The organism is Thiosocius teredinicola (assembly GCF_002009425.1).
Classification (GTDB): domain Bacteria; phylum Pseudomonadota; class Gammaproteobacteria; order Chromatiales; family Chromatiaceae; genus Thiosocius; species Thiosocius teredinicola.
On the sequence record NZ_CP019936.1, the window covers coordinates 673605 to 685938 of the forward strand.

At 61.5% G+C, this 12334-nt stretch carries 8 protein-coding genes and 1 tRNA gene; 5 read left to right on the top strand and 4 right to left on the bottom strand.

The genetic code is table 11. From position 1 onward, the window contains the following. The first annotated feature begins 41 nt into the window (after positions 1-41). Together hisI and gloB are read left to right on the top strand one after the other, a co-directional pair. Entirely contained in the window at positions 42-470 is a 429-nt protein-coding gene (gene hisI / locus B1781_RS03200) for a phosphoribosyl-AMP cyclohydrolase (RefSeq protein ID WP_078121900.1), read from the top strand. Then, entirely contained in the window at positions 467-1246 is a 780-nt protein-coding gene (gloB, locus tag B1781_RS03205; protein WP_078118286.1) for a hydroxyacylglutathione hydrolase, read from the top strand. Before hisI ends, gloB begins: the two co-directional genes overlap by 4 nt. Positions 1247-1354: 108 nt before the next feature. On the opposite strand, the gene B1781_RS03210 is transcribed toward gloB, so the two are convergent. Beyond that, entirely contained in the window at positions 1355-3553 is a 2199-nt protein-coding gene (locus B1781_RS03210; RefSeq protein WP_125931851.1) for a pilin, read from the bottom strand. A gap of 466 nt (positions 3554-4019) precedes the next feature. Here B1781_RS03210 and B1781_RS03215 point away from each other — a divergent pair, with 466 nt between their 5' ends. Beyond that, positions 4020-5360 (top strand): dihydroorotase, encoded by a 1341-nt coding sequence (locus tag B1781_RS03215; protein WP_078118288.1) that lies wholly within the window; start codon positions 4020-4022, stop codon positions 5358-5360. Between the two features lie 32 nt (positions 5361-5392). On the opposite strand, the gene B1781_RS03220 is transcribed toward B1781_RS03215, so the two are convergent. Continuing rightward, positions 5393-6244: a 6-pyruvoyl trahydropterin synthase family protein gene (locus B1781_RS03220; RefSeq protein WP_078121901.1), complete on the bottom strand. Its 852-nt coding sequence runs from the start codon at positions 6242-6244 to the stop codon at positions 5393-5395. Between the two features lie 179 nt (positions 6245-6423). Here B1781_RS03220 and B1781_RS03225 point away from each other — a divergent pair, with 179 nt between their 5' ends. Further along, complete coding sequence (locus B1781_RS03225) at positions 6424-8145, top strand: autotransporter assembly complex protein TamA (protein ID WP_125931852.1); 1722 nt, start codon at positions 6424-6426, stop codon at positions 8143-8145. Continuing rightward, positions 8142-11606 (top strand): translocation/assembly module TamB domain-containing protein, encoded by a 3465-nt coding sequence (locus B1781_RS03230; protein WP_078118290.1) that lies wholly within the window; start codon positions 8142-8144, stop codon positions 11604-11606. The genes B1781_RS03225 and B1781_RS03230 overlap by 4 nt, the downstream gene beginning before the upstream one ends. 12 nt (positions 11607-11618) lie before the next feature. Here the strand turns inward: B1781_RS03230 and B1781_RS03235 are convergent, their stop codons facing one another. Further along, positions 11619-12134 carry a thermonuclease family protein gene (locus B1781_RS03235; RefSeq protein ID WP_078118291.1) on the bottom strand — a complete coding sequence of 172 codons (516 nt, stop codon included), beginning with the start codon at positions 12132-12134 and terminating at the stop codon, positions 11619-11621. 48 nt (positions 12135-12182) lie between these two features. Next, positions 12183-12258 (bottom strand) — tRNA-Thr (locus B1781_RS03240). Positions 12259-12334: the final 76 nt, after the last annotated feature.

A 12334-nucleotide genomic window follows, 5' to 3' on the forward strand; every position in this document is an offset into this window, starting at 1 on the left:
ATTCTGGTTTCCAACCAGATTTGCGTCTCCCGATGTCACAGATATTCAAACAGCTCGAAAAACTGCCTACCGGGGAGTCGTTGCCGCTGGCCGACGTGCTCGATGGATTGCCGTGGAACGCCGACGGCCTGTTGCCGGCCATCGCCCAGCAGTTCGATAGCGGTGAGGTGTTGATGATGGCGTGGATGAATCGGCAGGCGCTCGATGAAACGCTCGCCACCCGGCGCGTGTGTTATTGGTCGCGGTCGCGCCAGTCGCTGTGGCGCAAAGGCGAATCATCGGGCCAGGTGCAGATGTTGAAAGAACTGCGTTTCGATTGTGATGGCGACACCATCCTGCTCAAGGTCGATCAGACCGGTCCTGCCTGCCACACCGGGCGGCGCGACTGCTTCTACAACCTGGCGAGCGGTGATCGCTTGGTCGTCGATAAAGACGTGATGATCGATCCCAAGGAACTGTACGGCAAATGATCGATATCACCCCGATCCCCGCTTTCGACGACAACTACATCTGGCTGCTGACCCGCAGCGGCTACGACGGCTGCGCCGTGGTCGACCCGGGTGACGAAGATCCGGTGATCGAGCGCATACGTTCCGTCGGTCTGCGTCTTGACGCGATCCTGATCACGCACAAACACGGCGACCACGTCGGCGGTATCGCCGGCCTGAAAGCGCAGTGGCCGGATGCGTTGGTCTATGGCCCGGCGAATGAGCCGGTTCGTGCGATCGAGCGCCCTTTGCGCGATGGCGACCGGGTGTCACTGCAAGGGCTCGACATTGAATTTGCGGTGTTCGATGTGCCGGGCCATACCGAAGGGCATATCGCCTACTACGCGCCCGGTATATTGTTCTGCGGCGATACTCTGTTCGCCGGTGGATGTGGACGGGTGTTCAGCGGCACGTTCGAACAGTTGAGCGCGTCGCTCGAGCGTCTTGGCAGACTGCCTGCCGACACCCACGTGTACTGCGCGCACGAATACACGCTGGCCAACCTCGGTTTTGCCGAATGGGTCGAGCCCGACAGTGAGGCCTTGCGTGAGCGAACCCGGCGCGACCAGCGCTCGCGTGCCGCCGACCGGCCGACCGTACCGTCCACCATCGGCGATGAGCTTGCGACCAATCCCTTTATGCGCACCGATCAGGCGAATGTGGTGGCTGCGGCAGCCGAGTGGGCGGGAAGGCCGCTAAGCAGTCGCGCCGAGGTGTTTCGCGCGCTGCGCACCTGGAAGGACAAAGACTACGATTAGTGCCTTGGCCGGCATAGCCGTCGCGTAAGTCACCGCACTCAGCGTGACGTTTGCGGGTTTGGGCGAACCTGCCATCGGGGCGATTCGGCGCCCCGATGGTGTCGGTCCTCAGGGTAGCGGATCACACATGATGGGTTTGTAGGTGTCCGCAAGATCGCTTTCGCATCGCCAACCGATCATGTCGCCTTCAATCTGTGGCACGAAGATCACCGACCTGCCTTCATACAGTGCGAAATCGTCGTACTCGATGACGACGCGGCCGTCGTCCGGCACGATCGAGATACGATAGCGGTCGCTGTTCAGCGATCCTGGGTTCAGTTCCACGACCTCATCGGCCGACGGGAAGCGCGCATTGTCGGCGTAGAAGGTTTCGACGAGCAGCTTTGCTTGTTCACCCGACACCATGCCCTGATTGACCGAGGCTGCTTTGATGTACTCGTTGTACGCGGGAAGGGCGATCGCTGCGACGATGCCCATCGCCGCCACGCTGCCGGCACTGTTGCCGGCGAGCAGCAATTCGGCCGGGTTGCTCTCGAAGGTGAATTCGAGCGCCAGCTGCGACTCGTTCGACGTGAGTTTGACGCCGAACGATCCTTCGTCGGGCACGCCTGCTTCGCGCGCCGTGGGCAAGGCAAACATGTCGATCGGGCGTTGCACCACGTCGCCAAGGTACGACAACATCTCGAGGTTGAATTGGTACATCAGCCCCGGTACGTCATCGTTGCGCAGGGTGCCCAGCAGCAGCGCACCGTCCGCCTGCATGCGCTGCGTCTGCTCCAGCCATTGGTCGACCGGGGTGCGCTCGGCGATGTAATTACGGTCCATCAGCACCTGGGGGAGGCTGGACATGATCAGATAACCGTCTTCCTCGATCCAGTAGGTGTGGCTGGGGGCATCGAGAAAACGTCTGGCGAGGATTTCGCCTTCGCTCTTCGCGGCTGCCGCATCGTCGGGAAGCAGCTGTTCGAACGGGGGCATGGTCAGGTGATGGTAGATATTCCCGCCGATCTCGCGCGTTTCATGCTTGAACCCGAAGCGCTGCACCGCGCTGTCGATGATCGCATGGAACTTCTGGCCATCCTTCAGACGTACAGCCACGTATCGTCCCGCGTCGTCGAACACGATGCTCATGTCCTGTCCGAGCGCTGCCAGCAGGTCGTCAATCCCGAAGCCCAGTTTCTCTTTGAATTCGCGCTTGAAGTCCTGGTACTTCTGCATGTCCTGCGGCGTGCTGAACTTGGTCAGCTCCGCTTCGAAGGCAGCCCAATCCGCGGTGCTTGGCAGGCCGAGTACCGCAATGCCGGTGGGATCGCCTGCGGCACTGAAGGTGGGGGCGTCGCCGACCAGCGGAAGGAAGGTGCGGAATCCGCGCTTGGGCATCTCCACAACCGCTTTGAGGCGGTGAATGCCGCCGCTGGCGCCGAGGCCGACGGCCAGGCTCTTGATATCGTTGACGCCGAACATGTTCATCATCGCAACCTGATCACGCGGCCCCATCGCGCTTGCCAAGCCGATCAGCTGGGTGGTGTTGACCCAAACGAACAACCCTTGGCCGCTAGCATCGATACTCTGTTCCACGCTGTACATCGGATGGGTCGGATTCGGCTGGAGCGCCTGAGCGATGGACGCCGTTGCCGACGGCGCCGGGCCGACGCTGCCCGACAGGAAAAGCCGCGACTCGGCCTGGTCGAGTCGGACCGACAGGCGCATGCCGCCTGCCAGCAGTTCGCCGGGCTGGTCTGCCTGCACCGGGTTCAGCATGGCGACTCCCGGGGCCTGGCTCGTCGCCTCATCGAGAAACTTGTTGAGTGCAGCTGCGTCGCTGAAATCGACAGCCATCGTGATCATCACGACCGGTGCGGGGTTCTGCTGATCCGTGGGGGCGAGCACCGCAATCTCTATCGGTGACGTGGCGTGCAGCAACAGCAGGCTCAACATCGGGCGTGCATCCGGCGGAAACTCCGGGAGCACGGTCGCACTGAAGCCTTCGCGTATTGACCGCACCGCATCGGCATACGCGGCCGAACCCACGGCTTTGTCCAACACGCCGCCGGTGGGTACGCCCATCATTCCCCAGATGCTGGGAATGCGTGCATAGCCATACACATCGTTGGGAAGCCGCTCGCGCAGGTAAGCAGGTTTCGACAGCGCTTCTCCCGTTGCCGGCTCGACTGCGCGCATGGTCGGCTGCTGGGTTTCGACCGCCGGTGCCGGCTCGGAAACCTGCTGCGGCGTCTGTGCCTGGTCACAGGCGGACAATATAGAGATGGCGAGAACGAAGGTCAGCCAGCGAGAGCGTGTTTGCATGGAACATACATCCCTGATGTGTTGTAACAAGCCCCCGGTCTCGAGGGCACGAAAGCATCAGAGCGGGACGAGGCTCGCTCTGAAAGGGCAAAAACGTGACGATTGGGTAACGGTCAGCATCCTTTCCGATCTAGGCCGGGCGCCCAAATACCGCAGCAGCGGCGTGGGCAGCAACGCACCTGGTGCGTTGCCGGATCATTTTGCAGACGGGATCATATCTCAACGTTCCCGGGCTTGCCCGCGAGTCGGCAATCTCAGGGCGTTAAATCTGCCCGGACCGTGCGTGAGGCCATCGAACTTCCCGCAGCCGGCGGGTGAGGGGTGCTGTGATGGAAGCACCCGTTTATACTGCGAAGAACACCGATTCAGGCGCGCCTGCGCTATGGTCAATCCCTGCCTTTGACAAGGCCGCCGACACCCGAGCACATCCCGCATTGCGGATGCGAAACGACAAGGATCACATGCGATGAGCCAGAAACTCCTGATCAAGAACGCTCGAATGGTCAATGAAGGGCAGCAATTCGACGGCGATCTGCTGATCAGCGGCGAGCGCATCGCCAAGATTGCCACCGGCATCAGCGCCGACGGTGCCGAAGTGATCGATGCCGACGGCATGCTGTTGATGCCGGGCATGATCGATGATCAGGTACATTTCCGCGAGCCGGGTGTCACGTACAAGGGCGACCTGGCCACCGAGTCGAGCGCTGCCGTGGCCGGCGGTATCACCTCGGTCATGGAGATGCCGAACACCAAGCCGCAGACCGTGACGATCGATGCGCTGCGCGACAAGTACGCCATGGCGGCCGGCCGCGTGCGGACCAATTATTCTTTTTATCTCGGCGCGACCAATAACAACATCGACGAGATCCGCAAGCTGGGGCACGACGAGACCTGTGGCATCAAGGTGTTCATGGGGGCGTCGACGGGCAATATGCTGGTTGATGATCCCGCGGTGCTCGAGCAGATCTTCCGCGATGCACCGACGCTGATCGCAGCGCACTGTGAAGACACGCCGACGATACTCGCCAACGAAGCCAAGTACCGCGAGCAGTATGGCGAAGAGATCCCGATGCGTTTCCATCCGACAATCCGCAGCGAAGAGGCGTGTTGGAAATCGTCATCGATGGCCGTCGAGTTGGCGCGCAAACACGATGCGCGGCTGCACGTACTGCATTTGACGACGGAACGCGAGCTCGCCTTGTTCGAGGCCGGACCGGTCGAAGGCAAGCGCGTCACGGCCGAGGCCTGTGTGCATCATCTGTACTTTAGCGAGGCGGATTACGAAAAACGCGGTAGTTTCATCAAGTGCAACCCGGCAATCAAGACGGCTGGCGACCGTGCCGCGCTGCGTGCTGCGCTGGCCGAGGACAGGCTTGATGTCATCGCCACGGATCACGCGCCGCATACCCTTGAGGAAAAAAGCGAGTCGTCGTACTTCAAGGCGCCGGCCGGTCTTCCCCTGGTGCAGCACGCTTTGGCGATGGCGCTGGAACTGGTGCACGACGAGGTCCTGACCCTGCCGCAACTGGTGCACAAGGTCTGTCATGCGCCCGCCATACTGTTCGATGTCGCCGAGCGCGGCTATCTTCGCGAGGGCTACTTCGCCGACCTGGCGCTGGTCGATATGCTGCATCCTCACCGTGTCGAGAGAGAAGACGTGCTGTACAAGTGTGGCTGGTCGCCGCTCGAGGGCGACGTGTTGCGCTCACGCGTACACACGACCATCGTCAACGGCTCGGTCGTGTACCAGGGTGGCAAGTTCCCGCGCGACCCTAACGGTTTGCGATTGTCATTCGATCGCGGTTGAAGTTGCCGTGGGCCGGTTTGCCGGCGAGCCACTCAGGTCTTGGCGATCGCGCCTTTGTCGATGCCCTCGAAGGCCCGCACGATGAAGCGCTCATCCGGGTGCTCGCTGCCTAGAACCTGCGCCACATGGTCGGCCAGGTTTTCGACCGTCGAATCCGTGTCGATCAGGTAGCAGGCCGATTTCGGCAGCGTCAGTCCGAAATGCCCCTGTGCGCTGCGGTAGCCGAACTCGTAGTACTCGACGTTATCGCGTTGGCTTGTGCCGATTACGTCTTCGCGTGTGCCGATGTAGATATCGGCCCACACCGTCGCCCAATGTTTCTCCAGGTCGTGGTCGCGTTGACCGTTGCGCATTATCTCGATGCGCGACCTGTGTCCATGTGCGATCCGCTGGCAATTACCGTCATGCCGTTTCAGGCCGTGGCTGTAGTGATAGAAAGCGCCGTCGGTGTTCTCCGGCCACAGGCAGATACGGATAGCGCTGACGTTCTCCGGCGTTTGCGGCGACAGGTAGTCGGCAATGATCTGCGCCAGGCGGTCGGTGGCGATGCGCTCGCAGGGCACCAATCGAACGGCATCGCGCGGTGAACGGTGTTCAATCACGCGCTCGTCTTCGAGCCCGAAAGTCAGGTGCACGCCTTCCGGGTAGTCGGCTATCTGCAGCGCCTCGTAGTCGGCCGGAACCAGAAGCTTGTGATCGAATTGCTCGTCGATCATGCGTTTGATGGAACGTTTGACTTCGCCGAAGTCCAGAACCATGCCCTGGTAATCGAGGTCGCCATCGAGTTCGACATCGACCTGCCAGCTTTCACCGACAAGGCCGCGCGATGGGCTCAGGTAGGAGCAATCGATTGAAGTGAGTCGGTTCACAAAAAGGGTTGCCATGCGCGCAGAATACCCGGAAATCGGCGATTTGGAAGCCGCACGATCGCAGCGGATATGCGTCGCAGCGAAAAGCATCCGGTGTCTGGTACGCTTGGCCTCATGGATACTCAAAGGACCTTTGGCCGAAAAACGCAGTCGTATTAGTTGCGTGTTTTCAATCAGCCGGATCGAGCTGCAGAGTGAGGCTTTTTTTTCTTATTGCCTGCGTGGCCGTGACGTCGCCGGGTGCGATTGCCGATGTGACCATCGAAGCACCTGGCGCCGACAAAACGCTGCAGGAGAATCTTCGTACGCGTCTCGAACTGGCGGATGAACCCTGTGATGCGCCGGGCTGGCGCGTGCGCCGGTTGTTTTCAGCCGTTGAAGAAGATCTGCAGCCTGGGTTGCATGCCTTCGGCTACTACCGCGCGACCATCGACAAGGACCTGGATACCGCCGACCCGAAATGCTGGCATGCCAAAGTGGCGGTTGAACTGGGTGAGCGGGTGACTGTGCGCAAACGCTCGGTCGCTGTGCAGGGCGAAGCCAAGGATGACCCGGCCATGAAGGCCTTGCTGGCCGACCTGCCATTGGCAAAGGGTGCGCCGCTCAATCATGGCGAATACGAGGCGATCAAGGATCGTCTGCGTGCGCTCGCTTCGCAACGCGGCTATTTCGATTTTGCGTTTTCACGTCAACAACTGCGTGTCTACCCGGATGATGCAGCGGCGGAGATAGACCTCGTGGCCGACAGCGGTCCACGCTATCGCTTTGGTGAAATCCGGATTGGTGAACAGCCGCTCGACCGGCAGTTCATCGACAAGTTGACCCAGGTCCGCGAGGGCGAGCCATACAACGCGCGCCAGTTGACCGCGCTCGATCGCAGTCTGAACGATGCCGGCTATTTTCAACGTGTCGAGGTGCGCGCCTTGTTTGACGAGAAGCGCGACGGTGCCGTGCCGATAGAGATAGTGTTCGATCCGCAGAAACGCCACGCCTGGCGCTTCGGGGTCGGCTACGCCACCGACACCGGGCCGCGCGGCACGGTGCGATATGACAACCGCTACGTCAACGACGTTGGTCACCAGTTCAAGAGTGAGTTGCGATTGTCGCCGGTTGAATCCGGGCTCACCGCCGATTACACAGTCCCGGGCGAAAAGCCCTTGTTGGAGACCTACAGCTTCGGTGCCCGCTTGTTGCACGAGGAGACCGAAACCGCCGATAGCGACAGCATCACCTTGTTCGCGCGCCAACAGCTCAAGACCTGCAAATGGAAGCAGACCCGATTCCTGGAATGGATGTATGAAGACTCCACGGTCGGCGACGACAATACGAGTTCATACCTGTTGATGCCGGGTATCAGCTTCGAACGCCTCGAGGCCGACGATCCGCTGCGCACCTATCGCGGCTACCGCATCTTTTTCGAGACCCGGGCGGCCCACGAGAACCTGCTGTCGAGCGCGTCTTTCGTTCAGCTGCGCGCCGACCTCAAGGGTATCTATCGCTTCGGCGACGCCGGCAGGTTGACCAGCCGGATCGAAATCGGGGCGACCATCGGCGACAGCATCGACAACCTGCCGGCATCCCTGCGCTTCTTCGCCGGCGGTGATAACAGCGTGCGTGGCTACGAGTACGAATCGCTTGGCCCGGTAAACGACGATGGCGACGTGATCGGCGGCCGCCACCTGTTGACCGGCAGCATCGAGTACGAGCACCCGGTGTTTGAAGAGGATTGGTGGGTGGCCGCGTTCATCGATGCCGGTAATGCATTCAATTCCGACGAAATCGATCCGAAGGTGGGGTATGGCATCGGTGTGCGCTGGTACTCACCCGTCGGCCGTCTGCGCGTCGACCTTGCGTTTCCGGACGATACTTCGGAAGACGACTGGCGTTTTCATATCGGGTTGGGTGCCGACCTGTGAAGCGCGTCCTGAAGATTCTGTTGTGGCTGCTGTTGCTTGTTGTCATCGCTGTACCGGTAGCCCTGTACAGCGTGTTGATGACCGAGCCGGGTAGCCAGTGGTCGCTGAGAAAGGCCAGCGATTGGCTGTCGGGACAAGGCTACACATTCTCTTACAGCCACAGCGAGGGACGCCTGGCCGAGCGCGTTACGCTGCATGATGTGGTGTTCTCGATGGACGGCACCGAGTTCGCTGCGAAGCGCACGACGCTGGAGTGGCGTCCATGGGAGTTGAGCAACGACCGGCTGCATGTCGTTTTGCTCGAGGTCGTAGACAGTCGCCTGGCACTGCCCGCGTCACCGCCGTCGGAAGACGGCCCGGTATCCATCCCGGATATCGTCCTTCCGGTAGAGGTCGTTGCCGATCGTCTGGCGATTGAGCGTTTCCAGTTCGAACAAGCGGATGCCCGTTATTTCATCGATGCCTTGAGCGTGTCTGCATCACTTGCCGACGAGGTGCTCGCACTCAACGGACTGTCGTTCAAAGGCATGGATGTGCAATTGACGGGTGAGTTGACACTGGGTGCGGTTGCGCCGCATCGACTCGGCGGACGTGCGGCGATCCAGGTGAGCGAAGCACTGCTCGGGCCGGATGTCGGGTACCTCGCGGCGACCCTGGAGTTAGGCGGTGAGGCACTGAAGCCGGCGTTGAACATCAAGGTAACGGATCCGGCGAGATTGACCCTGCACGGAAAGGCGCAGCTCGATCTGCCGTCGCCGGCGTTCGATGTGGCGGCGAACTGGGACAAGGTCAGCTGGCCGCTGCGCGGCGCACCGACAGTGACGCTCAACGATGGGCGACTGACGTTGGTTGGCAGCGCCGACGATTATCGTGCCGAATTGCAGGCGCTGGCGGAGGCCGAGTCGATGCCGCCGGCCGAGATGGACGTTACATTGCGCGGCGACCTGAACGGTATCGTATTGCAGCCGGCAGTGATCAAGGCACTCGACGGGCAAGCGACAGCCGATGGTTCGGTCAGTTGGCAGAAGCAGCTCGAATGGGCGGTCGATTTGCAGCTTGCCGGAATCAATCCACAGGCGTTGGCTGCCGAGTGGCCTGGCAAAATCGACGGCAGATTGCGGGTCACCGGAAACCTCGATCTCGAATCGGGTGGCGATCCTTTGGTCGAGCTGGCGATTGAATCGCTGAGTGGTCAGTTGCGTGGCTACCCGGTCAGTGCCAGCGGCAATGTGGCGATGCGTGGAAGCCGATTGCGCGCTGACCGACTCGCCATCGCGTCCGGTGCAAACCGGGTGAACCTCGATGGCCGTTGGGATGACGCACTGGATCTCAAGTTCGTCCTGGATGCGCCCGATCTGGCTGGGTTGTTGCCGGACCTACAGGGCGGCCTGCAGGGCAACGGCAATGTCAGCGGTTCGGTCGACAAACCGGTTATGGTGGCCAAGCTCACCGGTTCGAATGTCACCTATGAAGGCAACTCGGTGAACAGTGTCGACCTCGATATCGATTGGCGCGGTGAGCGAGGGCAGGGGCAGTTGCGGGCCGCGGGCATCGACGCGCAGGGCACGCGGATCGACGAACTGACGACGGACATAAACGGGACGCTGGATGGTCACGACATCGCTTTGCATGCCGCCGGCGACGTCGGCAGGCTTGACCTTGCTGCGCGTGGTGGATGGCAAGAGACGCTCTGGCGGGGCACGCTGAACCGCTTGGAGCTCGATGAGCCCAATGTTGGTCTATGGGTGCTCTCCGAGCCCAGCGCGATCAAGCTGGGGGCTGAGCAGATTGACGCCGAACAGCTTTGCCTGGGTCGCAATGGGGCCGACGTCTGTGTCGATGGTGGCTGGCAGGCAGAACAAGGTCTTGATGCCAACGGTCGCTTGCAGGGTTTCGATCTGGCCAAGCTGGTTGGCGTCTTGCCCGGCAATGCCGTGATCGACGGTGTGCTGCAAGGCAGGTTCAGCGTCACGGGAGCGTTGGACAGGCCCGATGCGCAATTCGAGCTGGCGCCGGGGGATGGCGAGATCCGCTTTCCGGAAGCCGAAGAGCCCTTTGTATTGCCGTATGCCAACGCCCGGATTAGTGGTCGCTTCAAAGATGACCGAGGTACATCCGAGCTGACCCTCAGCCTTGGCGCCGCCGGTGAGGCTCGTGGCAAGGTGAACCTCGGGCCTGCAACTGACGGCGATCGTTCGCTCGACGGCAACATCACGGCAGCTTTCCCCGACCTGAGCCTGATCGCCGGCTTCGTTCCGCAACTCGAGCAGGTGCAGGGTCGGCTGAACGTCCAAACCAGGCTGGGCGGTTCGCTGGCCGAGCCGCGCGTTGAGGGCCTTGTCTCGATCGACGATGCGAGCGCACGCCTGCCCGCTGCCGGTATCGAGTTGAAGGATATCGGCCTGGCACTGCGCAGTGACGGCGGCCCCATGCAGGTGAACGGGCAGTTGACCTCCGGTGAGGGCACCTTGCGCATCAATGGCAACGTCGACCTTGGTGGTGCCAAGGGGCCAGCGGTGGACCTGACCCTGAAGGGTGATGGTGTACTGGTCGCGCAACTGCCCGAGGCCGTCGTGAAGATATCGCCCGACCTCACGCTGAGCGGTAGCGGTCCCTACCATCTCGCTGGCGTGGTGCGCGTGCCGCAGGCCAAGATCGAATTGAAGGAACTGCCGCCCAGTACCGTGGCGGTGTCCGACGACGAGATCATCGTGAACGGCGATGAGGCGCCGGAGATCGAACGCGGCCCCGGCAACCTCACGGCCAAGGTGCGCGTCGAACTGGGTAAGGATGTGACCTTTGCGGGCTTCGGCCTGAAGACAGGGTTGGCCGGCGCGATCGATGCATCGGTCGACAGCAAAGGCACCAACGCGCAAGGCAAGATCGAGCTGATCGAGGGCGAGTATCGCGCCTACGGCCAGGATCTGAAGGTGGAACGCGGGCGCCTGCTGTTTGCCGGGCCGCCGTCTGATCCCGACGTCGATCTGCGCGCGAGTCGCACATCCATCGATGGTCAATACGTCGCGTATCTGTCTTTGCAGGGGCCGTTGTCCGAACCGCTATCGAAGGTCTACACCGAGCCGAGTACCTCTCAAGCGGAGTCGCTGGCGTACCTGTTAACCGGGGCCGGATTGTCGGAGGCCAACGAAGAACAAGGCTCGCGAATCCTCAGCGCCGCCTATTCGTTCGGCTTGGCGCGCGGCGAGCCCTTGCTGCAACAGTTGAGCGATCGCCTGGGGCTTGACGAGATACGTGTCGACACCGGCGCCGGCCTGGAGGAAAGCTCGCTGATTCTCGGCAAGTATCTGAGTCCTGACTTGTACCTTGGCTATACGCAGGGGCTGTTCGATCCGGACGGCGCCGTGCTGATGCGCCTCAAGCTGTCAGAACACATCGAAGTCGAGACACGCTCGAGCGACGAGCAATCGGTCGACTTGTTCTACCGTATCGAGCACGACTAGAAGATTTGTCGGCTACTGCGGCCAGTCGGTCCGCGATCCGATTTGGCGCCGCCATTGCCAAGGTGGCATCGGTTCAGGGTCCGACCAAAGCCCACGCCCCAGCCAGCGCGCATCGCGTTCGGCCGTAATGTATGGATGTACAAATTCATCGTCGGTATCGGGAGCGGGTAGCGTCGTCCAGGCCAGGCCGGCGTAGATCAGGTCGAGCGCGACATCCCTCCGGCCGACGAGCGGTGTGCCGACGACTACACCGTTGGCGCCTAGTCTGGATGCCGTGATGACCACGAATCGGCCGGTGAGACTGCGCTGCAGCGCGTCTGCGGCCAGGCTGCCCCAGGGCTGGTTGAGTTCCGGTGCGTCGATGTCTGCCAGCTCGATCCGGTAGCGGATGCCGCGCATTTCCATGATCAGCGAATCGCCGTCGATGACACGCTGTACCTGACCGGCGAGTTCGAAATCGCCGGCTCGGACGATCGCTAGTGCGGCCGAAAGCGCAAACAGGACGGATAGCCGAAGTGCGTGTTTCATCGGCGTGTTTCCCCTGGGTCGAATGGGCGCCGGACGCGGAAAGAGAAGTGGAGCCAATGGGCGGAATCGAACCGCCGACCTACTGATTACGAATCAGTTGCTCTACCGACTGAGCTACATTGGCTGCGAGGGGCGGCATTATATCGGCAGACAATCGAGTTTTGCCAGTGCTGGAATGCTACGCGCATCGCACGGCCGGC

What these genes read in the sequence shown, in the direction of transcription:
- B1781_RS03210 (WP_125931851.1), bottom strand. Translation starts at nt 3,553, where the DNA reads ATGCAAACACGCTCTCGCTGGCTGACCTTCGTTCTCGCCATCTCTATA.
- B1781_RS03215 (WP_078118288.1), top strand. Translation starts at nt 4,020, where the DNA reads ATGAGCCAGAAACTCCTGATCAAGAACGCTCGAATGGTCAATGAAGGG.
- B1781_RS03220 (WP_078121901.1), bottom strand. Translation starts at nt 6,244, where the DNA reads ATGGCAACCCTTTTTGTGAACCGACTCACTTCAATCGATTGCTCCTAC.
- gloB (WP_078118286.1), top strand. Translation starts at nt 467, where the DNA reads ATGATCGATATCACCCCGATCCCCGCTTTCGACGACAACTACATCTGG.
- B1781_RS03235 (WP_078118291.1), bottom strand. Translation starts at nt 12,134, where the DNA reads ATGAAACACGCACTTCGGCTATCCGTCCTGTTTGCGCTTTCGGCCGCA.